Raw genomic sequence first — 26,998 nt, 5'->3', positions numbered from 1 at the left:
AAAACTCCCTGGGGAGTTTTTTTATTGCATCTTCATCTTTCTCCGGAATGGCCCTTTGCTATTCCCGACGATTTTTGGGGCAATAGGCCGCCATCAGCATCTGCACAAAGAAGGAGCTGGAGACTAACAGCACAGGAATAAAAATGACCATAAAAATATTGCTGGTGCTAAAGGCCAGACCCTGAGTTCCTGCCCAATAAATTTCCATAACAAAATAGGCTGCCATAATCGCCACGGTAGTGGCCATGGTGGCAATGGTGGACATATCAAAGGTCAGGATCATAAAGATGGCGACAATCCCGATGGTCAGGTAGTCCACCCGATTAAACAGTGAGTAGCAAAAGAAACAAAAGATGATAAACCCAAGGATCGCAATTCCGGCAATGGCACCTGCCAGGATTATCCGACCCCGGGGTATTGTCGATTCTTTCTCCGCCTCAGGCATTACCCCCATCATGGTTCCAATGGCGCCATTCTGTCCATTGATGGGTTGGGACTCCCCCAAGCCGGTACCCGCATTTTTTTCTTCTTCCAGGATTTCTTCACTTTCAAAGAGGCTATCTTCGGATTTCTCAGACTCCGCCGATATATCCTCCGTTTCAAAAAGATCTTCCTCTGTGTCTGCCATCACTTCCTCTTCAAAGAGAGAATCGACAGACTCTATCGCTTCAATTGGGGAATCCACCGCATCAAAGAAGGGCTCTTCTTCGAACAGCACATCTTCTTCAAATTGATCATCCTCAAAAAGAATTTCTTCCTCAAATTTGACATCCTCTTCAAAAAGGGCCTCTTCTTCGAAAAGGGGTTCATCCTCCAGGGTTTCTGGCTCTTCTTCAAATAAAGAAGCCTCGGTAGTGGGAAGTACAACCGCTTCCTCAGTTTCGACAACCCCCAAACTTTCCATCTGTGCCCCAACCACTGGCTCTTCAACCGAATCTACCAGGGCTTCGGTGGCGGAGAGGTCTTCTTCCTCCCACAAGGCGGGGGCATCTTCCTCCGGTGCCGCCATCTCAATACTTTCCTGGGCAAGGGTTACCGAAGGCATCTTTTTATCCAAAATAGATGGAATATCCTCCTCTTCCTGGGAAATCCGGAAGAATTCATCCATGGCCGCAGCAGGGTCCATGGGAACGGGGATTTCAGCCGGGACCGTTTCCTGAACCGAAAGGACAGCTTCCTCTGGAATGTCCACCGCTGCAGGAGCTATTTCCAGAGGCGCCGATTCTGGCACCTCGGTCAGGGTTTCAATGCCCCAATCGATTGCCTCAGAAGGCGCACTTCCCTCAGCCGCTTCTTCAATGGCCGCTTCTTCCTCAATAACCGCTTCTTCTTCCCAGAGGAAATCAGGCTCTGGCTCGGTCTGTTCTTCCAGTACTTCTTCCTCTAGATCAGGCAGTGCCTCTTCTTCAAAAAGAGGGGCTGCCTGCAACGGCTCTTCCACAGAGGTTTCGGTCAGGGTTTCTTCCTCCCAGAAAAGCGCCTGGGGGACCTCGGGTTCCAACTCTTGGAGTGGTTTTTCCTCAAGAAATGCTTCGCTTTCTATTTCCGGTTCAACTTCGGTTTCCACCGCTTCCATTACGGTTTGCGCCTGAATTTCCGATGGATGCTTTAAATCCGTGATGGGAAAGTCTTCTGCGGGAGACGCTGAAGGCGTTATGGGAGCTTCCTCAATAAAGGAAGGCATTTCTGCTTCAGCAGATTCTGCTTCCTCAACCTGAATTTCGGTTTGGCTCTCTGGTTCTGTGGAGACATCGGCGGATTCCTCCCCGGGCACCTCGGACTGCGTTGTGATGCCCAAGCGTTCCTTCGCCGCTTCCAAAACACTTAAATCCAAGACTTCGGCTTTCGCATCAAGCTCTTCCGCTGATGGCACCACGATCCCCTTGCTCCGGCCCACAGCCTGTTCAAACAGAGCATCAATACGATCCATCTGGTTTTTATCCACCATACGGTGCTTGGGTGGCAGATGGCTTTTACGCCGGGATTTCTCCAGCCGTTCTTCCAAAGCGCCGACCCGCTGTTCTAACTTCGTTTCGTTGTTTTTGAGCAACGCCATCAGGTCCTCTTTTTTTTGGAGGATTTCTTCGACCTCATGATGGTTGTTCAGATTGTTTTCGTTGTCCATGGTCTCACCCATCTTTCTTTGAACATGATAATCCCCGTAATCGTTGCATAATTATTTGTATTATAGCAAAGAAAGCTTTAATAGAAAAGAAAAAAACCAAAATGTACTCATATTGTGGATAACTTATGGTATATTAAATACTCCAACTTGGCTTTTTCGCGACAATCTTTAAATTTATCCACATTTTTTGTTGAAATGTGGATAACTCGGTGGATATTATGCACAATCCCTTAAAGGCCCCTCCCATCGGGGTTGCGTCTTTTTGATCCCACATCTATCCCCTGAATAAGCCATTTTTACTTATCCACAGATTGTGGATAAATCTTTGATAACACGAGCTTGAAAGGAAAACCATGGAACATCTTATCAAAATTGGAGAACGGCTGGAGGATTTAGATCTCAATGGGCTCAAAATCATACAAAATCCTGATTTTTTTTGCTTTGGAATTGATGCGGTCCTTTTGGCCTGGTTTGCCTCTAGTGCCATTACCCGTAAAACCAAAACCATTGATTTGGGAACCGGAACAGGCATTCTCCCCCTACTCCTCTACGGACGAACTGGAACGAAGCAGATCGATGCCCTGGAAATCCAGGAAAACATGGTGGACCTGGCCAGACGTAATGTCGAACTCAATGGCCTTTCGGACATCATCCATATCCACCACGGGGACCTTCGAAATCCTGGTCCAGCCTTCCATTCTTCAAACACCGATGTGGTGGTTTGTAATCCACCCTATATGCGCATGGATCGGGGGATGAAGAACCCCAGTGAGACCATGGCTATTTCCCGCCACGAGCTGTGCTGTACCATTAGCGATGTCACCCATTTTGCCCGGGTGATGCTCAAGGATCGGGGAAAGCTCTTCCTGGTCCAGCGGGCAGACCGACTGGGGGATGTGCTCTGCGCCCTCCGGGCCGATGGACTTGAGGCCAAACGCCTTGTGACCGTCCATCCCTATGCCCACCGGCCGGCAAATCTGATTCTGGTGGAGGCTATGAAAAAAGGGAAGCCCAACCTTAAGGTAGAGCCTCCCCTTGTCGTCTACAATGCCGATGGTTCCTACAGCGATGCCATTAATGCCATTTATGGGACGGATGGTCCGACACCGCGGTAAGTGAAGTGGTGCTGTCCGTCCGCTGAATTTGCTGGGACGAAGCGGGAATACGCATTATTGCCGCAGCGGTATCCACAACCAAAGGGCAGGTGGACATATCCTTTGCGGAAGTCCACCTGCCTACTTACGCTTCCTGGGCCTTTCGCAAAGCCCTGGCCAGCTGATCCCCACAGCTGGTTGCCCGGGAGCCACAGGTGATTCCCTGGCATTTCCCAATGATTTCCTCGGCACTGCAGCCATCCACCAGGCTGGCAATAACCTGGAGGTTCCCGCTACATCCCCCGGTAAATTCAATATTGTGGACGATGTCGTCCTCCATTTCAAAGGTGATGGTCTTCGAACACGTTCCCGTGGTTTGATAGGTATGTTTCATTAATATTCTCCTCACTTTTTATCCAAATAATCCAGTATCTTCTAATTTACGTTTAAAAAAGGCATTTAACCTCAGAAGTGGCTTGTGGAGCACCAGCCCAATAAGGAGCGATACCCCCACATAACCTAAAAGTGCCAGCATATCGTGGAGGAAGTAGTGGTCGTACAAGCCCGCCACAGCCTCCCGCATGGCCCCGATGCTGTAGGTAAAGGCCATGTAGGGATTGAGGGCCTGGAAAAATCCTGGCAGCACCTGGATGGGGAAGGTCCCGCCGGACCCCGCCACCTGGATGACCATAATCAGCACCGCGATGGCCTTTCCCACTTCATCGAAGGCCGCCGTCAGGGTGTAAATGAAGAAGCTGTACACCACCGAGGTCCAAAGGCCAATGACGATAAACAGAGCTGGACTGACCATCTCCACCCTTAGGATGAAGATATCCCCCAGGCAGGCCACCAGCCCCTGGAGCAGGGCTGCCGCCAGGAAAATCAGATAGCGCCCAAAGAAAATCTGCCAGGGCTGAAGGTTCTCAAAGTCCTCGGGATGCTTCACATCCGTCTTAATAAGCGCCACCAACACCAGCCCCCCAACCCAGAGGCAAAGGGTGGTATAAAAGGGTGTCATCGCGGCGCCATAATTAGCCACGGGGTAAAAGCTGGTGGTTTTCAGATCCACCGGCGAAGCGATGAAGCTGGCCCCGGTTTCCGGATCGATGCGCATGATATTCATGAGCTGGCCCCAGCGGGAATCGCTTTTCACACTTTTTAGGTTGTTGACAATATCGGTGATCTTACCCTGGGTGCGGTCCAGGATGACGATGACATTATCCATGGCCAAATTACCGGAATCCAGGGCACTGCCCATGCTTCCCAGGGCATCATTGATCCCGGAGATGCTTCCCGATGCGGCGCTTAAAAAGCTGGATAAATCCCCCAGACTATTGTACACATCGCCGGCTGCGGTGTCCAGAGCTGGGGCAATTTGGGTTTGATAGGTGGTGGTCAGCTCCGAAAGCTTCGTATCCACTGCTGCGTTTTCATCTGCCAGCCCACCCAGGGTCTCCTGGGAGATCTGTCCGCTTTGACGGATCTGTCCCGCTGCGGTGTTCAGATTCGTGGCCAGCTTTTGTTGGTCCGCAATGATTTCCCGGAGGGTGGCAATGGCACTCTCGATGGTATCCTTCTGACTGGGCATGACGTTTTCCAGGCTGGTTAAGACCCCAATGGTTTTATTGCAAATTTCAATCATATTGCCGCTGTTGTCCGCCAGGGCCTCCAGCTGTGTGGCCACAGTCTGGCTATCCGCCCCTGTCTGGGAGGCCAGATTTCGCAGGGCCTTGGTGGTGGCCGTGCTGGTTTGATGAAGGATTTCCAAAATCGATGCCATGGAAGCATTCATCCGGGCTGACAGTGTCCGGCCACTATCGATCAGGCCTCGGCTATCGCTGCTAAGGACCTGTCCATCGGCGAGAAGCTGCTGGGCCCCGGGAAATAAATTTTGGGCTGCCCCCAACATACTCCGGGCCGATGCACTGGCATTTTTAATGGCGGCGATGGTGACCTTGAAATCCGAAATGGAGGTGCTGACTTCCTCCATATTTTTAACCAGGGTATCAATGGGGTCCGACTGGTTGATGGCGTTGGCTGAAACATTCATCAGCTGACCGGCCACCAGAGTGACGGTTTCCACAAAGGCCTGGTTGACCTTGGTCTGTACTGTATCCACCCCCACATTTGTCATTTTATTGGCAATAGCGTTGGTTTTCTCATTGAGGTAGTATTCCAGCACCGGCTTTTCAATGGAGCCGCTTAAGATACTGGTCATATCCTTACTAAAGGCTTTAGGGATGATGACGGCTGCGTAAAACTCACCGCTGCGCACCCCCTCCAGGGCCTCATCCCGGTCTACAAAGGTCCAGTCCATGGCGTCGTTGGCCTTAAGCTCTCCCACGACCTTTTCACCGGCATTAATGGTAGCTCCGGCAACTGTTGTCCCCGCATCCTCATTGGATACCGCAATGGCGATATTGCCCGTGTTGGAATAGGGGTCCCAGTTGGCCGCAATATTGAACCAGGCATAAAGGGACGGGATGATAATGAGTCCGACCATGATGATCATGGCCACGGGACTGGCCAGGAGCCGTCGCAAATCCCGCTTGAAAATTGCAATGATATTCTTCATACTTCTCCTTTTCAATTCAAGTGAACCCACCTATTATAGCATGCAGAAAAGGGCCATCACAATTTTTTTCTTTGCGATGGCCCTTACAATTATTCTTTTTTGTCTGACCCTTCCGGGGTTTTCCCGCCGGGCTTTTCGCTATTATTTCGATTTTTCCGCCGCCGATTATTGTTGTTATTTTTCCCGCCGGTGTTGTTCTTGTTTTTGCCGGAATTTCCAGAATTTCCCCGTTTGTTTCCCTGGGGTCTGGGCTTTCGGTTATTGCCGCCACCGGCATTCCCATTACCACTTCCGGATTCCTTGCGGCTTCCTTCGCCCTGGTTTTTTTCCTTATCCTCACCGGGTTTTTCTTCCCGGGAACGATCCGGCTTTGATGGGCGATCCCCCTTACGGGAATTCTGATGATAGGTGGGTCTTGGGGCGTCGGATTTTGTCACATCATCCATGGCGTAGGTTCGAATTTCTGTGTCATCGTTCCCCACCTGCATCCGGACTAAGACGCTCTCCTGGAGGACCCCCAGGCGAAAGACCTGGCCGACACCATCAGGGGTCTCCACCATCTGCCCCACCTTGGGCATTTTCTTGGTGACATTCTTATAAAAATCATGCTCGTAGGTCAAACAGCATAACAACCGGCCACAGATTCCCGAAATCTTGGTAGAGTTCAGGGACATATTCTGTTCCTTGGCCATCTTAATGGATACCGGGGTAAAATCCCCCAGCCATTGGGAGCAGCAGGTGTTACGCCCACAGACTCCAAGGGTATTGAAGATCTTTGCTTCGTCCCGTACCCCGATTTGGCGCAGCTCGATGCGCACCCGGAATACCGCCGCCAAATCCTTGACCAGGCTTCTGAAATCCACCCGGCCTTCTGCGGTAAAGTAAAAAATCGCCTTCTTTTTATCAAAGGTGTACTCCACGTTAATCAGCTTCATATCCAGCTTATGGAATTTAACCTTTTCCTCAAAAACAGACCTGGCCTGTTTTTCTTTGTCCTTTAACATGGCATAATCCTCGTCATCCCGGGGAGTCGCTTTCCGAACCACGGGTTTGACTGGATTTGAGAACATGGCCTCATCAATTTCTCTGGGAGGCAGGGCCACCTCGCCATATTCCACCCCCTGGACCGTCTCCACCACCACATGGTCGTATTGGGACAATTTCAAATCCAGGGGATCGAAATAGTATATCTTTCCGGCCCTTTTAAACCGGATTCCGACAACCTTTTTCGTCATCTGTTTTTCTCCTGTAACTCATATATTTTCAGCAGGGTGCTCTCCCATTGGAGGCGAAGGTTAATATTGTACTGCAGGTTTTTGGCCAGTTCAAATAAAATCGCCAATATTCCTTGGGCTGCCCCTGGTTTTAACAAAGGGGTGGTCTGGCTAAGCCATGGTCCCCCACCGGCACTCCCCACACCGCCCATCTCTGCCCGGAGCGATGTACTAAAGGCGAGAATGAGCTCATCCAGCACGATGGCACTGTCTGACTTGCTTTTACCCAGCTTTTCGGAAAAGCCAAACAGGGGCATGGGATTTCCCTTTAGTATATCACAAATCACAGAAAACGCTTCTTTTTTTATGGCTTCTTCATCGGCATTTTCCACATGGGCCAGGGCCTTCCCTGGAATTCCCCCACACTCCGCTAATAACCGGCTCATCTCCCCATTGCCCAGGGGGTATCCCCGGGATTTAAGGAGGGTCTGAATTTCCCCATCACTGAGGGGCTCAAGGGGTAAAACCTGGCACCGGGAACGCAGGGTCGGCAGAATCCGCTCCCCGTTTTCCGCGGTGATAAGAAACACATTTCCGGGCTCCGGCTCTTCTAAAGACTTCAGCAGGGCATTCTGGGCCTCGGTGGTCATGGTTTCCGCATGGGTAATGAGGCAGATCCGAAGACTGCCATCAAAGGTCTTGGCGGAAATAGCGGCGATGAGATCCCGCACCTGCCTGATTTTAATGCTCCGCTGGCCCTCCTCCGGAGCAATGCGGATAAAATCCCCCATGTTGCCATGGGCCATCTCCCGACAAGCCAAACAGGTCCCACAGGGCCTATTTTCCAGGGGTGCCGTACATTTTAAGGCTGCGGCAAAGGCCAGGGCCAGGGTTTGCTTGCCCATACCCTTGGGTCCGGTAAAGAGGTAGGCGTGGCTGACCTGGTCCTTGCGAATGGTATTTCCCAGAATTTCTTTGATTCGCTCTTCCCCGATAATTTGATCAAACACGGTCATCCTCCGCCAACAGAGCCTTTACCTGTCCGTAGATTTCTTGATGAATATCCTCAATGCTGCGCAGCTTATCCCCTTCAATACAGTTGATCATCCGCCAGCCGTAGTCCACCGCCAGCTCCCGGGCATTGGCGTAGGACTGTCTGAGGTACTCCGGATGGGCCTCATGGATATCCTTCTTAGCCTCCCCGGTTATTTTATTGGCCCGCCCGGCCATGAGCATTGCGGAAACCTCCGGTGGAATATCCAGAAAGAAAATGGCGTCCGGCACCGGCAGTCCCAGGAGACCAAATTCATAATCCGTCAGCCACTTTAAAAAAGCCCGACGCTCTTTAGGGTCTGATAGCTTCCCCGCCTGATGGACCATGTTGGAGGTGGTGTAGCGATCCGCCAGTACAATTCCCCCGGCCCCGAGGAAATCTTCCAGATCCTCTTTATAAGAGGCATAGCGGTCTGCCGCGTAAAAGGTGGAGGCTACATAGGGGCTAACATCCCCGGGATCCGTCCCGAATTCACCCGCCAGATACTTTCGCACCATAGCTGAGGAATCCCTGTGATACCGTGGATAGGAAACCTGCATGGGCCGCCTTCCATCGGACCACAGATGGGCATACAATTCCCCGGTCTGGGTCTCCTTCCCGCTGCCATCCACACCTTCAATTACAATAAGTTTTCCTTTTGTATCCATGGTCTAATCCGTTTCCTTTTCACATAATACTGCGACCCGGTCTTTCAGGCCAATCCCCATCATCTCTTCCCCCTGGTCTAGGGCTTTCTGAATTTTCCCCACCATTTCCGGGGTCATTCTTTCCCCGGGCAAAACCACTGGAATTCCCGGTGGATAGGGGGTAATAAAATCCCCGGATATCCGGTGTGCTCCCTGTTCTAAAGGGACCCACTCCGTCTGTCCCAGCATGGCCTGCCATAAGGGCACCACCAGGGGGTGATCCACCGCCCACAGCCCCGACGCTTCGGATGAGGGCCTTGCACTATGGTCCTGAGGGTCCTGGGATACTTTCCGATTCATCGCCCCAATGGCTTCTAAGAGGGCGCCTAAATCCTCCCGAGTGGTCCCCATCCCCGTGTAGGCCAACAGGGTATGGGCCGTGGCAAATTCCAGCCAGATGCCATATTTCTCCCGAAGGTCTTTTTCCAGGGCATGGCCACTGCCGTCGACAACCGTAAAGAGCCACTTGCTCTTGTCGTAAGGATACCCATTATCGGGGGTGTACAGCCGAATATTATCCTCGGCATCAAAGGTAAGGACCGCCCGATCCCAGGCCGCGGCAATGTCTTCCATCATCCTTCCGCCGGATATCTGGGCCTGACCCAGCGCCCCTTCAATGCTTAACATCAAGGGGTAGCTGGGGCTTGAGGTCTCTAGTATCCCCAAAATCCGCTGTACCCGCTCTGGGTCCACACGATCCGTTCCCAGATGGAGCATTCCCGTTTGGGTATAGGCGGCCAGGGTTTTATGGGCACTTTGCACCACCATATCCGCACCGGCAGACAGGGCATCCTCGGGTAAGGTACGGCAATACGCCAGATGGGCACCGTGGGCCTCATCCACCAGCAGCCACTTCCCCTTCTGATGAAGGCGTTCGGCAATGGCCGCCACATCACTGGTGGTTCCGTAGTAAGTGGGATTGGTCAGAACCATGCCCACCGCTTCAGGATGCCGTGCCAGGGCCTGATCCAGAATCTCAAGGGACACATGGGTGGCCAAACCCCAGGAGCGATCCATCGCCGGCGGCAGATAAATGCCCTCCGCCCGGGCTAGGGCCAGCCCACCGTAGACGGACCGATGGGCATTGGTGGGGACCAGAATCTTATCGCCTTCCTGGGCCAGGGCCAAGAGCGCGGCCTGAATCCCCAGGGTCGATCCCCCCACCAGAGGCCAGGATGCCCGGGTTTTGTAGTCCGCCACCATTCTTTCCTGAAGGGCCGCAATCACTCCCTGGGGGTGATGGAGGTTATCCGCTCCCTCTACCTCTGTGATATCCATCTTCGGAAGTACAATTTCAGACAACCCCCGACCTTTGTGCCCGGGCATATAAAAACGCCGGATTGACGGTCCGGTCATGGTGTCAATCTGGTTTAAAAATGTCAATTTATCCATTTTTTAATTATAGCATACTTCTTTTTCTTCCTAAAGAGCATGATTCCTTTTCCTAAAGTCCTAAAGCCTTCTCAATTAGAATTTGGCCTGACCCTCTCTTTTTTTATTTCTGAAATCATGGTATACTATGGGATATCCAAATCGAAAGGAAGTTTGAAATGACAAATATCATAACACTCAATCAGAACAATTTTGAAACAGAGGCCATGGGCTACACAGACGGTCCGGTCATGATCGACTTTTGGGCAGAATGGTGTGGTCCCTGTAAGGCGCTGCTCCCCATTATCGATGAAATTGCCACAGAAGTGGATGCTTCTGTACGGATTTGTAAATTAAATGTGGATGAAAATACCCAGCTGGCCCAGCAGTTCCGGGTAATGAGTATTCCGACCTGCATTTTCTTAAAGAATGGCGAAGAGGTCCAGCGTTTCGTGGGGACCCGGGATAAACAGGCCTATCTGGATCAGCTGAACGAGCTGGCATAAAGCCCTTGTTTTTAATTCACACACATTTAAAAAGGACGTCTTCCCTTTTGAGGAGACGTCCTTTTTCTTTTATTTTAAAACATTAATATCAGGCGAATACTCTGCTTACCTAAAATATGGTATCCTTACATTTTTCATACTCATCTAAGATGATTGGCTGCCATTCTGGTCGAACCAAAAGCATTGACGGAATATAACCGCCCCCCTGACCAAGGGTTTTAAACTCTTCACGAATATTTTCCCTGAGCAATTCTTCCGTCAATTTTCCACTGGCATCTAAAACATCTAAAGTCGGCGTATCGATAAAGACATTATAAACAACTCGATTGCCTGTTATCTTCTTTAAGTTTGGAATATTATTGAGTTTCATAATATTCAGGCTGTCCACACCAAGGTCTTCAACAATTTCAGGAATCAGCGTGTGTATATCGCCATCACTGTGTAATTCAAATAATATCCCCTTACTATGCACATGATCGATAATGCGCTTTGTCGGCTCTTTAATTAAATCCCGCCATGTATCAGGGGAAAAGAAAAGACCCCTTTGTGTTCCCCAGTCATCATGGTAGCAAATGATATCCGGCCTATAATACTCGGCTATTTTATCAATGAGGGCACATTTATATTCAACCATCGCATCAGCGTAAGCCCTGACCTCATCAGGATCAGTCAAAAGAGAACATAGCGCATCTTCAAAGCCCATGAGTGTGTGTAGCCTTTCAAAAATACCATTGTGAATCATCTGATATAGCAGATTATTACGATAATCAAATTCAGAAATACGATCTATTTCTGCTGCCCTAACCCAGTTCCATTGGTCCAAATCCGGAAATTCTACAATTTCTCTCCAATCCGAAATATCAGAAAGAATAAAATCGGGACCAGGCATAGGTGCCGGTTCACCTTCCGCCCATGACCAGTGAACACCAAACCAGTCCAGGCCGCTTTTCCCTGTCTCTGGTCGTTCCCTGAAGCCATTGATAGGGGTATTATTAATAATCCCTTGCCCCATAATGGGGAGATAGTCTGAAATACCCTGTTGATATAATTTCAATATATTTTCTTTTTTACTTAACATTTTATTTTTCCTCCTAATCATGATTAAGTGGTGATTCTGCAGATTCTTTCATCTTAAACAGGAAAATTAGACCGATAACCGGCATCGCTGCCAAGGTGAACCAACAGGTTCTGAACGTTCCGGTGAGATCGACACTCCACCCCACGATCATGGGGGATAAAATCGACGCCAACTGGAAAACACAATTTTGTACACCCATCACAGAGCCGGACAAATGCTCCGGTGCAAATTTCAAGGTAAGGGCATTGAGATGGGCGTTTGGCAAATAGCTGGCAAAACCGTAGACAAATCCAGCGACTTTTAAGACCATTAGTTGTGTTTGGAAGCCAAAAATAAGGGTTACCGCTGCAATCAACAGATAAACACCGATTAAGTAGTATTTCACACTAATATTGGTTTTTTTGACGATTACCCCCGTCAGTAAGGATCCTAAGATACCCCCAATACTGTAAATACTCATAATCCCCGCCGCCTGGGCCGTATCGTAGCCGATGCTTCCGAGATAGGCGTTAGCCCAGGTTGATACCCCGAGATTTAAAAACATATAGAGGAATCCCGCCAGACAGAGGAAAATTAGATTCCTTGTCGACAGTACATATTTTATGCCCGTTAGCAGCGTTACCTTTTCACCAGGGGTCTCTGCCTTGGTATTTTTGATGAATATGAAAAGAATCACAGCGACAGCGATAGCGATATAGCCCACAACCCGGAAAGCGGTCTGCCAACCGTAAGCCGTTAAGACGGCCGCCCCAATTTGATTCGCCAGGGTCAATCCCACCGTCGGCCCGATAAGGAGTATTCCAAAGGCAATCCCTCTGTCCTTCTGTTCAAAATTTTCGCTGATTACCTTACTGCAGCAGGCCATGACCACACCCGCTCCCAACCCTGTGATGATCCGAAAAATCATGCCCTGGGCATAGCCCGCCATAAAGGACATTCCGATGGACGCAAGACCCGTCAGCAGCACCCCCACAGAAATAACATATTTAACACCAAACTTATCCGCCAGCATCCCCCCGGGAATCTGGGTGATGACATACCCAATAAAAAAGGCCGACATAAAGGACCCCGATGCTATCTTAGACAGTCCCAAAGCTTCGGATACCGTTGAATTAAGGGGTGACCAGACAAACCGCGTCATAAAAGTCACCGAAAAAGCAGCCAATAACAGAATAAGCAATAACCATTTCCTAGAATTCTTTTGTTCCATTAATCCGTCCTCCAATTTTTTTATATTACAATCCGCTGAAATAACGGCCAAAGAATGAATAACGAAGCACCCAGATTTAAGAAGATAAATACCAGATTATAGATAGCGGTGTCCTTAACCGTAATATATCCTGGACCAAAAAACAACGGTGAAGGCACCGAAGCCGATGGGGTCAAAACACCAAAGCACGAAACCACACCAATCAACAGAGAAAATGCCACCAGATTAACACCGGTATTGCCCAACAGGGACAGAGCGATATTGAAGAACAAAAGCATCGCCACCGTATTGGAAAGAAAATTGGTAAAGACCAGTACTCCAAAGAGCAGAATGCCAATCAATAAAAAAGGACTCATCCCTGATGCAAGGGGCATCAGCACACTATTGAGCCAACGACTGATGCCAGTAGATTCCAAGTTAATCACATTTCCAAATACTGTTACCGTCCCGGTGAAAATCAATATCCCAATGGGGATATTCCGGGTTATCTCTTTAAACCTTGCAATCGGTCTATCCTTTACCCGAATCAGGCATAAAGCCGATACCACTACAATTGCCGGAACGCAGGTTCCAATGGCTTTCATATAAGCGCAAAGTGCCGGAGCCAAGGAGCTGCCCATTTCCGGAAACACCCATGCAATAATCAGTAGAATGAAGAGGCTCCCTGCAATTTTGCCGTTGGCATCCAGGGGTTTTGCCTTCCCCTTAACCGCATCTAGATCATAGTTTAAGAATTTTTTGGCATCAGGCTTCCAGACGTACTTTAAAATAAACATCGCAACAAAGTACATCATAATCAAATAGGGAATGCCGATACTCAACCATTTTCCATAGGATATGGCAATACCCATAGTGTTTTCCATTTGTGCCATAAGTATCATCGGAAGAGCATGACTGATCGGAGATGCCGCCGTTGCCACCGCATTTCCCCACAGAATGCTTAACATCATCGCAGTGTAGAAAGAATCGCCTTTCTTAAACCCCAGGGATGAAAGTATGGCTGTTGCAATGGAAATATAAATCACTGTCAGAGACAGCGTTTCCATGAAAATCCCCAGAATCAAATAGGATGCCAGAAACATACCCCAAAATGCATAGGGACGTCCCCGAATAAAACTTCGGGTTATAAACCAAAAAGCAATTTTATGGATAACACCGGTCTCCATGAGACAAGCATTAAGAGCCATACAGACGATGATCGTCATAATAATCGGATGACCTATGGATTGTTGGAACACCTCAGTCGGTGTTAAGCATTGCGTCATGATGAGGCCACCCAGGGCCAACAGGCTCGGCCAATCTGTACTGTTAAACAACCAAAGCACAAGGGTTGGAATCAGAACTGCCAATACTTGAACCCCTGTCTGGGTCAAGCCATTCTTTGCCGGCAAAAATAAATTAACCAAGAAAAACAAGAACAATGCCACGATATAAATCCAATACTTTTTCCACATCTCCACGGGATCACCTCACATGCCCTATATTACAAAAATAATCTGTTCTTGCTAATGACAAATATACACACTTTCAAAAAATTAATATGTACAATTTTGTACATTTAAAGACCGAATCATTTTTCGCTTGAACTCCATCCCCTATTCGTATTATCATTAACGGGTAAACCTTAATGGACTTTAAACGACGGATTTAAGGGAGTATTCTAATGCGACTATCTTTAAAAACCATTTGGGAAGAGCTCTTAGGGCATTATCCTGGTGTAACCTTTCGGGACAGCAATGTCCAATCTTTAGAAGCTGTGGATCTTTATCGGCGGACCAATAAAAAACTGCTGGAAAATGTGCTCTATGTCGATGTTAATGGGGACTATCCTAACCAGCAGCAGGATCACGCCGCCCTTGTATTATTTGACACCAAAAGGGACGTACTGTCCCAGAATGTCATTTTTGTCCCCACTATTTATAATCTAATCGAGGTATTTAGTACAATTTCTGCCTTATTCCGACGCTTCCAAAAATGGGAGATGTCCATACTGGATTCCATTGCGAAAAAGCATACCCTGACCGATATCCTTAACCTCTGTCGGCTAGTGACACCGGACACCGTTTATCTGACCGATCCCAGCCTGAAAATGCTAGGCTATACAACTCCGACTCTCATGGAAAGTATCAGCTCCATCTGGCGATATCAGATTAACCATGGCTATATGCCCATGTATATTATTGACCAACTCACCGAAAGTGGCGAACTCGAAATCCTCAATAGACAAACCCGGGCCTTTACCACTCCAGATACCTGCTTTAACTTACCCTATACCTGCAAAAATATCTTCTCCCATAAAATACTTCAGGCACATATCTTCATTATCAGCATCTATTCAAAGCCCAAACAGCGCCATATGGATATTGTGGAAGCCTTGGGACAGATGCTTCCGGCCTATCTTGATTCCCACCCGGATACTCTTTCATCACTCGGAACCTTCCATGAGTGCTTTTTTCGGGATATCCTAAAAGGAGAACTAAAGGACTCAAATTCGATTTCGGAGCAACTCCGATATTTCAACTGGAAGATCAACGATGATTTTATTTTAATTATTATTAAACAAAAAAACGGCTCTCCCATCGAGAGACGTTTCTTATCAAGTCATCTGGAATCCGACCCACAACTCGCTTGCAAGGTCTTTGATTATGAAGAATATCTTATTGCGATTTGCCACTCTGTCAATAAATATAAACTCCGGGAAAATGTCCGCCACTATGCAGCGCGCTATGGTTTCCATGCTGCGATCAGCAAGGAATTCCATCCATTAAATACGATGGCGGCATATTATGAACAAACAAAGCTTATCCTCTCTATTGGTCAAGATATGAAAACTAATACCAAAGTATACTTGAATGATGACTATGGTTTGTATAGCCTGATTGCGATTTTACTCGAAAAACGATCAATGCCGGAAATCTGTCATGATGGTGTTCTCCGCTTATATGAATCTGGCCAGAAAAACGGAACGGATTATATCCATACTCTTTTTGTCTATCTATGCAACGACAGGAATGCGCTTCAAACATCCAAAGCGTTGTTTATCCATCGAAACACCTTGCTCAATCGATTGGAAAAAATTTTCAAAATAGTCGATATTAACCAATACAGTACCCATATAAGGCACTATATTCTCTTCTCTCTTTATATTATCAATTGCTGCGATTTATTGATTGGATGACGATGTGCAATAATCCCGATAAATACACAGATTGTATAAAAAAAGTACTGGTACTCAATAAAAGAGCGCCAGTACTTTTCATAAATTGCTTTTACTATTCTACAAACTTCACCGCTGTCCCATAGGCCAAAATTTCCGCGGCATTTTCCATGACGGCATCGGAGGAGTACCGTACCCCCACAATGGCATCTGCCCCCAGAGCCTCAGCTTCTTTAATCATCCGCTGGGTAGCCAGCTCCCGGGCATTGGTCATCATTTCATTGTAGCCCTTTACCTCACCCCCAACCAAGGTTTTCAGGCCAGCCATAAAGTCCTTCCCTAAATGCACGGTTTGAACCGTATTTCCAAGGACCAGGCCGATTTCCTGACATTTTTTACCTGTAATTTCATTTTTTGTTACCATTAACATTACCATCTTCCTCCTTACTGATATTTTAGACCGTATAGCATATTCTTCGTATCCCTACCATTCATTCCTTGCATCAAGTCTCAAAAACGTGCTATCCTATTTTAAGATTACCAAGGAGGTCTCCCATGTCAAAGAAAAAAACACACCACGATAAAACCAATGTCATGCGCCTATTGGACCAGGCCCACGTTGCCTATGAAAGTAATTTTTACACAGTGGACGACGGTGCCCTGGATGGTCTGTCCGTGGCAAAGAAAATCGGTCAAGACCCCGCCACCGTTTATAAAACCCTAGTCTGTCAAGGGCATTCCGGCAATTTCTGCGTCTTTGTCATTCCTGTTGGCACCGAGCTTGCCTTAAAGCAAGGGGCCAAAGCCGCCGGGGAGAAATCCATCGCCATGATTCCCCAAAAAATTTTATTGTCCACCACGGGTTACATCCACGGTGGTTGCTCCCCCATCGGGATGAAGAAGGCCTTCCCCACCTTTATCGATGCCACCGCCCAAAATCTATCCATGATATATGTATCTGCCGGGAAAGTTGGCACCCAGGTCGGACTTTCACCCCAGGATTTAGCCCATTTGTCCGGAGCTTCTTTTATCGCATTAACCCAATAATTCCGTCCTGCTATTTTTGCATTTTTTTGCGAAAAACTGGTCCATTCTCGTAATCACACCCCGATTGACCCCCTCTCTGGATTAAGGTATCATTAAGGTCAATCCTTCCAGGGATGACAAAATGGAGCAGGAGGAATAGCCAGTGGAAGTCAGGAAATTTCACTTTAGTAACCGGGAAAAAAGATCTCCCATTAAAATTCATTACAAAGATTTAGAACCTTATCAGAAAAAGCGCCTGTGGGTTTCTCTGGGTTTAATTATCACCATTTTCACCCTGTATCTTATTGTAACATGTACCTTTTTGAATCAAAATCGTTCTAACCAAACCACTACCTGGGAAAAGCATCTTTCAAGTGATCCTGTCCTAATGGCCGAGGTCGAAAAACGGGCCACCGCTTCCAATGCTACCCCGGTTTCCGTTGGGACCTTTGTCGGTAATATTCCGTCACTTTCTATTAAAGACAGCAGCTTCAAAATGTATTTGTGGATCTGGTTCCGCTGGAATGGTGATGATGCGCTCGATCCAATGAATCATTTTCGAATTTATAAAGGCAGCTACGATAAGTTGGATGTCGTTAAAGACGAGGTTGTTGGCGAAGAGCATTACCAGCTGGTTCGCACCACCGTCACCGTCAACCGCACCTTTGATACGACACGATTTCCTCTTTCATCCCACCAGATGTACACTTACATTGAAAGCAGCTATCCGGTGACTCGGATGGTTTATGTGGCCGATACCTCCAAAGGCGGCGAGAGCACGATCTCCGATAATATTGATATTTCGGGTTATAATGTCATGAACCACGATACGGCTGTTACGGCCTACCAATACGAAAGCGACCATGGGGACCCTTCCAAGGATGGTGATATCATTAACTCTGAGTTTTTAACTGCCGTCATGGTGAACCGAGCCAGTTTTGGTACCTATATCCGGTGTTTCATTGCGCTGGTGGGAACCATTACCTGGGTTTTGATTACCCTATTTATTTGTACTTACCACCGCGTCGATCCCTTGGCCATGATTCCAGCAGCTCTTTTTGGGACAGTTACCAATATCATGGTTGGCGCTAATCTACTGCCCGAAGCCATTGATACGGGCCTTTTAGAGTTCGTCAATTTCTTTGGTATTGCGATCCTTTTAGCCGGAGCCATCGCCATTATTAATATTAACCGGGTTCGCAATAAATATGAGACCTATGAATTTGCCGGGTATTATGGCCGGGCTATGCTCATTACGTTAACCGCCTTTACCATCATTGGTAATTTCCTGCTTCCCTTCTTCGCTTATATTTGGTGGTAGCATGGAAACACAATCCTTTATGCGCAGACGCATCTTTACCATCATCCACCGGGGAGCCGGAGATGACTATCTCAGCCGACTTTATGACATCTTCATCATGATCGTGGCCTTTTTAAGCATTGTCCCCATGATGTTCAAGGCCATGACCCCGGTTTTATCCCTCATCGATACAGTGACGGTCTATATTTTATTTGCGATTATGTGTTCCGATGGATTACTGCTGATTATACCACTGGAAAACTAGGATGGCGTGCCTTTGTCCGCTATCCCTTCACCATCTTTGCGATTCTGGATATTATCTCGATTTTGCCTTCTCTGAGCCTGCTTCCCCAAAGCCTCATGATTCTAAGGCTCTTTCGAATTTTTAAGGTTCTTCGGTATTCCAAAACCTTCCAGTATATTGCCCGTGTCTTTAAAGCCGAAAAAGAGACCCTGGGCTACGTTCTCATCATCGCACTGGCCTACATTTTTTTATCGGCGCTGGTGATGTTTAATTATGAGCCGGATACGTTCAACCACTTCTTTGACGCCTTGTATTGGGCCACCACCGCCCTGACAACCGTTGGCTATGGCGATATATACCCTGTAAGCATTGTTGGTAAATTCATCAGCATGGTTTCATCTCTGTTCGGTATTGCCGTCATTGCCATGCCCGCTGGTATTGTAACTGCGGGGTTTATGAACGTGTTTAATGAGGATCGGGAAAAAGCCGAACAGAAGGAAAAGGAGTCGAAAGATGATTAACACTAAATGTCGTTATCTCATTGTAATGGCCCTGGGTGTTGTCATGAATGAAGCACTCTATGCCTTCTGTCATTATTTCCAGCTTCCCCTCTGGCTGGATACCTCCGGCACCGTTTTTGCTGCAGTGGTTCTGGAGCCCACGGCTGGACTGATTGTCGGTCTCATCAATAATTTTTATTTAGCCATTACAAGCGGCAATAACCAGGATATGCTTTTTTATGCTGTTAGTGCGGCTGTTGCCGTTATTGCCGGCATTGGTCTCAGGCGCAACGGTCGTATTGATTGGACACGCCTCCCCATGGTAATCGGCCTGATGATTCTGAGTAACTGTATCATTGTCAACATCCTAATGCTCTGGGTTAACAAAGGGGTGGTCGGTAGCCATTGGGCCATGATTTTTTATAATCAGGCCATCGAATGGGGGTGGCCGGACATTCTCAGCAGTATCTTTGGAACATGCATTGTCAAGATCATGGACAGCATTGCCACCGGCCTTCTTCTCCCGGTATTTTTCTATTGTTTGCCAAAGGGACTAAAATCCCCCATTGATATTTCTGATAACCCCCTTTCATCGGAAAAATTATAAAATCTCAAAAAACGCCGGGTCAATCGATCTGGCGTTTCTCGTCCGTATAAAGCGGACAATTTCACATCTGATTTCCCATTTTGTTTATATTGACAGCGACGCATTTCAATGCGGTTTTTTGAGTTTCCCCACTCAAACATGATGTCACCCCCATCAATAAACCAGGATGACAAAGGATTGTGTTCTCATTTTTTTAAAAAAATTTAATGTGCCCAAAAGACCCGTAAAATCAACGGTTTAAGGTTTTTTTAAAAATACCTCGAAAAAATAATTGTTTACAATTCCACAAAAAGCATATAAAATTTGCCTCAAATCATCAATTTCTTTTGAGGAGGATCATATTATGGCAAAGTATATTTTAGTTATGGACCAGGGAACCACCGGTTCCAGGGGGATTGTCTATAACGAACAAGGAAAGTCCATTGCAATTGATTATGAGGAATACGAACAATTTTTCCCACAATCTGGGTGGTGGGAACAAAACGGCATGACCGTATGGGATGTGACGCTGCGCACCGCCCGTAACGCCATCCGCAAAGCTGGTCTTGAGGGGAAAGACATTACAGCCATTGGGATTACCAACCAACGTGAAACGACAACGCTTTGGGATAAAAACACCGGTATCCCTGTCCATAACTCCATCGTTTGGGGTTGTCGCCGAACTACAGACATTGTCAATCGACTCCGCTCTGAAGGCTGTGCGGATATCTTCAACGAACGCACCGGTCTGGTTTTAGATCCAACCTACTCTGGTACAAAAATTCGCTGGGTCCTGGAAAATGTTCCAGCCGCTATGGAAAAAGCCAGCAATGGCGACTTACTCTTCGGCACCATCGACACCTGGCTGCTGTGGAATCTCACCAAAGGGAAGGTCCACGCCACCGATTATTCCAACGCTGCCCGGACCCTGGTCTTTAATCCCTACACCCTGGAATGGGATGATGTGCTCTTAGATCTTTTAGATCTTCCCCACACCCTCTTCCCCAAGGTGCAAAATTCTGTGGGAACCTTCGGGGTTACCGATCCGGAATGGTTCGGAGCTGAAATCCCAATTACCGGGATTGCCGGGGATCAATCCGCCGCTCTCTTTGGTCAGGTCTGCTTCGAAGAAGGAACCGCCAAGAATACCTACGGAACCAGCGCTGTACCGCTGATGTTCACTGGGGACAAAGCCCCACGGACCAAAACGGGCCTCATGACAGTCGCCTGGGGGATCGATGGCGATGTCAAATACTCCATGGGTGCGTCCATCCTTATTGCCGGACAGGTCGTCCAATGGCTGCGGGACAAAATGAACATCGTCGAAAACGCTGCCGACACCGAAGCCATGGCCGCCAGCCTGGATGACAACGGCGGACTCTTCTTCGTCCCGGCCTTTACTGGCTTAGGGGCCCCCCATTACAACATGGATGCCCGGGGAATGATCATTGGCGTCACCGCTGCTACCACCAAAGAACAGATGGCCCGGGCCGCATTGGAATCCATGGCTTATCAAACCCGGGATCTCCTGGAAGACATGGCCGCCAACTCCGGCGTCGAGCTCAAAGAACTGAAAGTTGACGGCGGGGCCTCTCAAAATGACTGGCTCATGCAATTCCAGGCTGATATTCTCAACTGTAACGTCATTCGTCCCAAAGATATCGAGACCACCGCTTTAGGCGCCTGCTACCTCGCCGGTCTGGGCTGTGGTATTTGGAAAAGCCAAGAAGAACTGAAAGGGCTCTGGGAAGCCGATCGCGTCTTCACCCCACAAATGGACGCCGAAACCCGGGAAGCACTATACAGTCAATGGCTCAAAGCCGTTGAAAAATCCAAGGACTGGCTCTCGTGAAAACTAACAGCCATGCATAATTTTTTATAAAAAGGCGCCTGCATCAAGCTTGCTTGAATGCAGGTGTTTTTTTGTAAAAATTTATATAGGGCGCAGCCCACGGCGAGTGAAGAGAGCGCAGCGAACGGAACAAGCCAGCATGGCGTCCCCCCCTCTCAGCCATGCAACGCGTGCCCATTACTCCCCACACGCTCCCTCTCTTTGACACCACCTCGCTCCCATGATATCATGACACCAAAAGGGAGGGACATCATGAACGATTTCGACACATTCCAGATCATACCATCCATACGGCGTTTAGGGGATTTAGCCGATGCCCTGGACAGCGACCGACGTATCATCCTTCTCACCGATGCTGACATCGCCAATCTGCCAGCCCTTGTCCACAAAGTTCATCAAGCTGGCAAAAAAGCCTGGATCAACATGGAGCTGTTAGGCGGCTTTGGCCGGGATCAGGCTGGCATTAAGCTTCTCAAAAATTATTTCAAGGTCGACGGCGTCATGTCCACCGATAGTGCCAAGCTTGGTATTGCCAAACGGGTCGGCTTAACCACCATCCAGCGTTTTCTCATCGGCGATTCCAGAGCTTATGACACTAGTCTGCGCCTTCTGCGCTCTGTCAAAACCGATGCCGCCGAAATTCTACCCGCCGCCGTCGCCCAGGAAATCCTGCCTGATCTGCGCAAGGTCACCGATATGCCCCTGTTAGCTGGCGGCTTTATCCACAGCACCAAAGAAATTGATGCCCTCCGAAAAGCCGGTTTTGAAGGCCTGACCATCAGCAAAAAAAAATACTGGAGCCATCGCAGTTGCCTTTGAACAAGCCGAAGGCGCAGTTCAAAGGCATAGCAGGCTGTCTATGAGCGTAAGCGAATAGCCTGCGGTACCCGATGGTTCGCAAGTGAAACGGGTTTTTTCCTCAGACAAAATCAGAAACCCCGTCGAACTTGTGCTCCTCTATCGCGGTTGATTTTATCCCCAATTTTTCATCCATTTTCAAAATCCTGTCGTGTTTTCATTCTTGACAGGGCAGTGGTTCCCGTGCTAGGATAAAAGCAAGAAAAACAAAATACACACCCGAAGTGTGACGGGTGAAACACGGATGGTTTTTGGTGAGTCCTGTTTAATAAGCGCAAGTCTGCAATGCAGCTTGGGTTTGTTAAACAGGACTTTTAGCTTTTTGTAAAATAAAAACGGGGGTAAGATTATGGCACAATATCTGATTGGTTTAGACAATGGCGGCACCATGAGCAAAGCAGCATTGTACGATTTATCCGGTAAGGAAATTGCCGTGTGCAGCCGAAAAACAGCACTGCTTCAGCCTGAACCTGGCTTCACCGAACGCAATTGCGAAGAAATGTGGGCGGCTAATGTCGGCGCCATCCGAGCTGTACTGGAGCAATCCGGTATTTCCGGCGAAGAGGTCATCGGCATTGCCGCCACTGGCCATGGCAACGGGATTTACCTGGTTAAGGAAGATGGCACCCAGGCCTACAACGGCATCATTTCGACGGATTCCCGGGGGAAAGAATTCGCCATCGCCTGGAATACTGACGGCACCTTCGAGCGCATCCTGCCCCGGACCATGCAGTCCTGCTGGGAAGGGCAGCCCACCACCATCCTCCGCTGGTTCATGAAATACAAACCCGAAATCATTGAGGATACCCGGTGGATTTTCATGTGCAAGGACTACATTCGTTTTAAGCTCACCGGAGAGGCCTATGGAGAAATCACCGACTACTCCGGTTCCAGCCTGATGAACGTCCGGGATGTGTGCTACGACAAGGATCTGCTGGCGGAGATGGGGCTGGACTCCATTTACGACAAGCTGCCACCCCTGAAATACTCCGGTGAAATCTGCGGACACATCACCGAAGAGGTGGCCGCCCTCACCGGGTTAAAGGCTGGCACCCCAGTGGCTGGGGGCAGCATGGACATCCATGCCTCGGCTATGGCGGTGGGGATCACCGACGAAGATGCCATGTGTGTGGTCGCCGGAACCTGGAGCATTAACGAGTATATCAGCAAAACCCCTGTGGTGGACAAGGACCTGTTTATGACCTCCATCTACACCATGCCGGGCTACTGGATGATTCTCGAAGGCAGCCCAACCTCCGCCAGCAATCTCGAATGGTTCCTCACGGAAATCCTCAAGGATGTCAATTTAGGGGACCGGGATATTTACGATTTCTCCAACAGCTCTGTGGAAAAAATTGGGGACAAGGATTGTGGCTTGGTGTTCCTCCCCTTCCTTTTCGGCAGCAACGTCAACATCAATGCCAAAGGCAGTTTCATCGGCCTTCAATCCTGGCATACCCGGGGCAATATGCTCCGTGCCGTGTATGAAGGCATCGTCTTTTGCCACAAATACCACATCGAAAAGCTGCTGAAATATCGCAAGGCCCCCAGCGTCATCCGCATGGCAGGCGGGGTAGCCAAATCGGAAATCTGGGTTCAGATGTTCGCCGACATCCTCCAGGTGCCCATCGAAGTCGCCAGAAGTCAGGAGCTGGGTGCCTTAGGCTCCGCTATCAGTGCCGGTATCGCCACCGGTGTTTTCGACTCCTTCGAAGCCGCCTCGGAATCCATGGTCGATATCATGTACACCGCCAAACCCAACCCTGACAAATTCGCCATCTACGACAAAAAATACGCCCGCTACAAAAAAGTCATCGAAGCATTAGACCAATGCTGGGATCAGTGGGACCAGTAGGACTGGTTTTGACAGAGCGCAAGCGATAGTCAAAACCATAGGGGTCTGTCATACGAGCGTTAGCGAGTAGGCCCCGCGTCCTACGGTTCGCAGATTCAGCGGATTTTTTCCAAAGGAAATTCAGAAAATCCGATGGATCTGTGTTCCTTTAGGGACAGAGCGTAAGCGATAGTCAAAGTCATAGGGGCCTGTCCTATAAGCGTTAGCGAGCAGGCCTAGCGCCGGAGGGATGGACATATGCTTTTGCTCCGTCTGCTTGCGGATTCGGACAGGGTATGTTACCACAGAAAGGACACCTTATGGATTTACAACTCAAAGGCAAAAAAGCCATTATCACTGGAGCTTCCCGGGGGGTGGGCCGGGCCATCGCCCTGGGCCTGGCCGCCGAGGGAGCCGATGTGGCCCTGGGGGCCACCCGGCCAGAGGGCATTGAGGCGGTTGCCAAAGAAGCCCGGGCAATGGGGGTTGCTGCTTATCCCATTCCCGTAAATTTAGGTAACGCCGAGGATACCCTGGCTTTCATGGAGAAGGCCGAAGCCGCCCTAGGGGGCATGGATATCCTCATCAACAACGCGGGAATCTTCCCCCAAGGCTGGTGTCAGGATATTACCCTCGCCGATTGGCAGCATACCCTGGATGTCAACCTCACCGGGGCCTTCCTGACCTCCCAATTTTTCGCCAGGGCCAATCTGGCGGCAGAGCGACCGGGAAAGATTATCAACATCAACTCCCAGGCCGCCTTCCACGGCTCCACCACCGGTCATGCTCACTACGCTGCCAGTAAGGCAGCCATGACGGCTATGACCATTTCCATGGCCAGGGAGCTTTCACCTAAAGGCATCACCGTCAACGGCGTCGCTCTGGGTGTGGTGGAAACGGACATGATTCGGGAGGGCATTAAAAAACGCCCCGGCTATTATGAAAGCCGCATCCCCATCGGCCATGTCGCCAAACCCGAAGAAGTCGCCAACATCGTCGTCTTCATGGCCTCGGGCCCCGCATCCTACCTCACTGGTACCACTATTGATGCTACTGGCGGCATGCTAATGCGGTGACGCTGAGTCCAATTCTGTGAAACAGAATTGGTAGTGTCCAGATCAATGAGCGTAAGCGAATTGGGCACGGTAACGAAGCTAATGCAAATCCGGTGAAAATCCTCCTTCGGAGGATTCAAGATTTTCACCGGATTTGTATACCTTACACACCTTATAGCACACACACACTAACCACTTCACAAGGAGAACAGTATGAATCAAAAAATCTATGATGTCATCGTCATTGGTGGCGGGATCACCGGAACCGGGATCATCCACGAATTGGCGAAATACGATTTGGATGTCGCACTGCTGGAACGCAGCGTCGACATCGGTGTCGGTGCCACAAAGGGCAACGGCGGCGTGGTCCACCCGGGCTACGACCCCCATCCCGGAACCTTAAAGGCTAAGCTAAACCCTGTTGGGGCGCGGATGTACCCCCAGCTGGCCAAGGATCTGGATTTTGGTCTTCGCCACACCGGTACCCTGGTCGTTGCCTATTCCGATGCCGATCTTAAAAAGGTGGACGAGCTTCTGGAAAATGGCCGAGCCAATGGTGTCCACGAGATTGAAAAAATCAATGCCGCCCAGCTGCAGAACCGGGAACCCTACATCAACAAAGCCGCCCTGGGTGCCTTACTGGCCCACACCACGACCATGATCGATCCCTTCGAAGTGGCCATTGCCTTTGCTGAAAACGCCGTCGACAACGGGGTGGAAATCTTCACCAGCCAGCAGGTCACCGGAATTACCAAAGAGGAAGATGGCAGCTTTACCATCACCACTCCCACAGACACCTTCAGAACACGTTACATTGTGGATGCCGCTGGGGTCCATGCCGATGATGTGGCTGCCCTCGTCGGTATCCAGGAATATAGGGTCCAGGGCCGCCATGGCAACATCTGTGTTTTAGATAAAGAGCTGCCCACACCCATTAACACCGTCATGTTTCCCTGTCCCGGTCCTGATACCAAGGGAATCGCCTTGATCCCAACCGTCAGTGGCAATACCCTCATCGGCTCCACTGCCACCATGCGGGAGGACAAAGAAGACACCACCAATGATGCCCATGGGATTGCCGAACTGATCGAAGGGGCCCACCATCTCCTCCCAGATTTTGTAGACAGCACCGTCATCCGGACCTTTGCGGGCCAGCGCCCTGTCGCTCTGGATAACGGCAATGACTTCTGGATCTGTGAATCTGAAACGGTCCCTGGCTTTATCCATGCCGCGGGAATCCAATCCCCAGGTGCTGCCACCTCACCGGCCATCGCTGAATACGTCCGGGATTTGCTGGCTAACGCAGGTCTGGATATTAAAAACCGCCCCGGTTATAACAAATACCGCAAAGCACCCGTGGATTTCAGCGAACTCAACGCCGAGGAACGGGATCAGGTTATTGCCCAGAACCCTGCCTACGGCCGAATTGTCTGCCGCTGCGAAACTGTCACCGAGGGCGAAATCATCGCCGCCATCCATCAAACCGTTGGCGCAAAGACCGTGGAAGGGGTTAAACGCCGGACCCGAGCGGGTATGGGACGCTGTCAAAGCGGATTCTGCCAGTACAAGGTCATGCAGATTCTGGCCCGGGAGTTGGGTATCCCAGAAGAAGCCGTCCTTTTTGAAGATCAGGGATCACCTGTTCTTTTTGGCAAAATCAAGTAGATTAGAGC

Annotated in this window: 24 protein-coding genes; 13 read left to right on the top strand and 11 right to left on the bottom strand. The window is 49.2% G+C overall.

The window, feature by feature from the left end:
* Window positions 1-58: 58 nt before the first annotated feature.
* The gene (locus BLW33_RS08670; RefSeq protein WP_090307690.1) at window positions 59-2,137 is read right to left on the bottom strand and encodes a hypothetical protein; all 2,079 of its coding nucleotides are present in this window, start codon (window positions 2,135-2,137) and stop codon (window positions 59-61) included.
* 341 nt (window positions 2,138-2,478) lie between these two features.
* On the opposite strand from BLW33_RS08670, the gene BLW33_RS08665 reads away from it, so the two are divergent.
* Window positions 2,479-3,240: a tRNA1(Val) (adenine(37)-N6)-methyltransferase gene (locus BLW33_RS08665; protein WP_090307689.1), complete on the top strand. Its 762-nt coding sequence runs from the start codon at window positions 2,479-2,481 to the stop codon at window positions 3,238-3,240.
* Window positions 3,241-3,364: 124 nt separating this feature from the next.
* Here the strand turns inward: BLW33_RS08665 and BLW33_RS08660 are convergent, their stop codons facing one another.
* The 6 genes from BLW33_RS08660 to BLW33_RS08635 form a co-directional block, all read right to left on the bottom strand.
* A complete protein-coding gene (locus tag BLW33_RS08660; RefSeq protein ID WP_090307686.1) occupies window positions 3,365-3,613 on the bottom strand; it encodes a TIGR03905 family TSCPD domain-containing protein in 249 nt (82 codons plus the stop codon).
* 18 nt (window positions 3,614-3,631) lie between these two features.
* Window positions 3,632-5,794 carry a YhgE/Pip domain-containing protein gene (locus BLW33_RS08655; RefSeq protein WP_090307681.1) on the bottom strand — a complete coding sequence of 721 codons (2,163 nt, stop codon included), beginning with the start codon at window positions 5,792-5,794 and terminating at the stop codon, window positions 3,632-3,634.
* Window positions 5,795-5,883: 89 nt separating this feature from the next.
* Window positions 5,884-7,029, bottom strand: coding sequence for a PSP1 domain-containing protein (locus BLW33_RS08650; RefSeq protein WP_090307678.1), 1,146 nt, complete (start codon window positions 7,027-7,029; stop codon window positions 5,884-5,886).
* A complete protein-coding gene (gene holB / locus BLW33_RS08645; protein ID WP_176966681.1) occupies window positions 7,026-8,018 on the bottom strand; it encodes a DNA polymerase III subunit delta' in 993 nt (330 codons plus the stop codon). Before holB ends, BLW33_RS08650 begins: the two co-directional genes overlap by 4 nt.
* Window positions 8,011-8,709: a dTMP kinase gene (locus tag BLW33_RS08640; RefSeq protein ID WP_090307672.1), complete on the bottom strand. Its 699-nt coding sequence runs from the start codon at window positions 8,707-8,709 to the stop codon at window positions 8,011-8,013. The genes holB and BLW33_RS08640 overlap by 8 nt, the downstream gene beginning before the upstream one ends.
* 3 nt (window positions 8,710-8,712) lie before the next feature.
* Window positions 8,713-10,140, bottom strand: a complete 1,428-nt coding sequence (locus BLW33_RS08635) for an aminotransferase class I/II-fold pyridoxal phosphate-dependent enzyme (RefSeq protein WP_090307670.1) — start codon at window positions 10,138-10,140, stop codon at window positions 8,713-8,715.
* A 158-nt stretch (window positions 10,141-10,298) separates the two neighbouring features.
* On the opposite strand from BLW33_RS08635, the gene trxA reads away from it, so the two are divergent.
* Entirely contained in the window at window positions 10,299-10,625 is a 327-nt protein-coding gene (trxA, locus tag BLW33_RS08630; RefSeq protein ID WP_090307667.1) for a thioredoxin, read from the top strand.
* 109 nt (window positions 10,626-10,734) lie between these two features.
* On the opposite strand, the gene BLW33_RS08625 is transcribed toward trxA, so the two are convergent.
* Genes BLW33_RS08625 through BLW33_RS08615 form a run of 3 tightly spaced genes read right to left on the bottom strand, consistent with a single transcriptional unit; the run spans window position 10,735 to window position 14,367 of the window.
* Complete coding sequence (locus tag BLW33_RS08625; RefSeq protein WP_176966680.1) at window positions 10,735-11,703, bottom strand: uroporphyrinogen decarboxylase family protein; 969 nt, start codon at window positions 11,701-11,703, stop codon at window positions 10,735-10,737.
* Between the two features lie 13 nt (window positions 11,704-11,716).
* Window positions 11,717-12,913: an MFS transporter gene (locus BLW33_RS08620; RefSeq protein WP_090307662.1), complete on the bottom strand. Its 1,197-nt coding sequence runs from the start codon at window positions 12,911-12,913 to the stop codon at window positions 11,717-11,719.
* Between the two features lie 20 nt (window positions 12,914-12,933).
* Complete coding sequence (locus BLW33_RS08615; protein ID WP_090307659.1) at window positions 12,934-14,367, bottom strand: SLC13 family permease; 1,434 nt, start codon at window positions 14,365-14,367, stop codon at window positions 12,934-12,936.
* Window positions 14,368-14,576: 209 nt separating this feature from the next.
* Here BLW33_RS08615 and BLW33_RS08610 point away from each other — a divergent pair, with 209 nt between their 5' ends.
* Window positions 14,577-16,091, top strand: coding sequence for a PucR family transcriptional regulator (locus BLW33_RS08610; protein WP_090307657.1), 1,515 nt, complete (start codon window positions 14,577-14,579; stop codon window positions 16,089-16,091).
* A gap of 94 nt (window positions 16,092-16,185) precedes the next feature.
* Here the strand turns inward: BLW33_RS08610 and BLW33_RS08605 are convergent, their stop codons facing one another.
* The gene (locus BLW33_RS08605; protein WP_090307655.1) at window positions 16,186-16,500 is read right to left on the bottom strand and encodes a YbjQ family protein; all 315 of its coding nucleotides are present in this window, start codon (window positions 16,498-16,500) and stop codon (window positions 16,186-16,188) included.
* Window positions 16,501-16,625: 125 nt separating this feature from the next.
* Between BLW33_RS08605 and ybaK the strand changes: the two genes are divergently transcribed.
* The 10 genes from ybaK (at window position 16,626) to BLW33_RS08560 (ending at window position 26,990) form a co-directional block, all read left to right on the top strand.
* Entirely contained in the window at window positions 16,626-17,117 is a 492-nt protein-coding gene (ybaK, locus tag BLW33_RS08600) for a Cys-tRNA(Pro) deacylase (protein ID WP_090307653.1), read from the top strand.
* Window positions 17,118-17,259: 142 nt separating this feature from the next.
* The gene (locus tag BLW33_RS08595) at window positions 17,260-18,417 is read left to right on the top strand and encodes a ligand-gated ion channel (RefSeq protein WP_090307651.1); all 1,158 of its coding nucleotides are present in this window, start codon (window positions 17,260-17,262) and stop codon (window positions 18,415-18,417) included.
* 1 nt (window position 18,418) lies between these two features.
* On the top strand, window positions 18,419-18,661 hold the full coding sequence (locus tag BLW33_RS14330; RefSeq protein ID WP_242911633.1) for a hypothetical protein: 243 nt from the start codon (window positions 18,419-18,421) through the stop codon (window positions 18,659-18,661).
* On the top strand, window positions 18,619-19,161 hold the full coding sequence (locus BLW33_RS08590) for a potassium channel family protein (RefSeq protein WP_242911632.1): 543 nt from the start codon (window positions 18,619-18,621) through the stop codon (window positions 19,159-19,161). The genes BLW33_RS14330 and BLW33_RS08590 overlap by 43 nt, the downstream gene beginning before the upstream one ends.
* Window positions 19,154-19,747 carry a hypothetical protein gene (locus BLW33_RS08585; protein WP_090307648.1) on the top strand — a complete coding sequence of 198 codons (594 nt, stop codon included), beginning with the start codon at window positions 19,154-19,156 and terminating at the stop codon, window positions 19,745-19,747. Before BLW33_RS08590 ends, BLW33_RS08585 begins: the two co-directional genes overlap by 8 nt.
* Before the next feature lie 343 nt (window positions 19,748-20,090).
* Complete coding sequence (glpK, locus tag BLW33_RS08580; RefSeq protein WP_090307646.1) at window positions 20,091-21,578, top strand: glycerol kinase GlpK; 1,488 nt, start codon at window positions 20,091-20,093, stop codon at window positions 21,576-21,578.
* A 252-nt stretch (window positions 21,579-21,830) separates the two neighbouring features.
* Complete coding sequence (locus BLW33_RS08575) at window positions 21,831-22,397, top strand: glycerol-3-phosphate responsive antiterminator (protein ID WP_090307644.1); 567 nt, start codon at window positions 21,831-21,833, stop codon at window positions 22,395-22,397.
* 388 nt (window positions 22,398-22,785) lie between these two features.
* Window positions 22,786-24,291, top strand: a complete 1,506-nt coding sequence (locus BLW33_RS08570) for an FGGY-family carbohydrate kinase (RefSeq protein ID WP_090307642.1) — start codon at window positions 22,786-22,788, stop codon at window positions 24,289-24,291.
* A gap of 299 nt (window positions 24,292-24,590) precedes the next feature.
* Window positions 24,591-25,346 (top strand): SDR family NAD(P)-dependent oxidoreductase, encoded by a 756-nt coding sequence (locus BLW33_RS08565; RefSeq protein ID WP_090307640.1) that lies wholly within the window; start codon window positions 24,591-24,593, stop codon window positions 25,344-25,346.
* A 192-nt stretch (window positions 25,347-25,538) separates the two neighbouring features.
* The gene (locus tag BLW33_RS08560; RefSeq protein ID WP_090307637.1) at window positions 25,539-26,990 is read left to right on the top strand and encodes an NAD(P)/FAD-dependent oxidoreductase; all 1,452 of its coding nucleotides are present in this window, start codon (window positions 25,539-25,541) and stop codon (window positions 26,988-26,990) included.
* The last annotated feature ends 8 nt before the right edge of the window (window positions 26,991-26,998 follow it).

The organism is Eubacterium aggregans, from assembly GCF_900107815.1.
Lineage (GTDB): Bacteria > Bacillota > Clostridia > Eubacteriales > Eubacteriaceae > Eubacterium_O > Eubacterium_O aggregans.
This window is presented reverse-complemented; position numbering and strand designations above follow the sequence as displayed.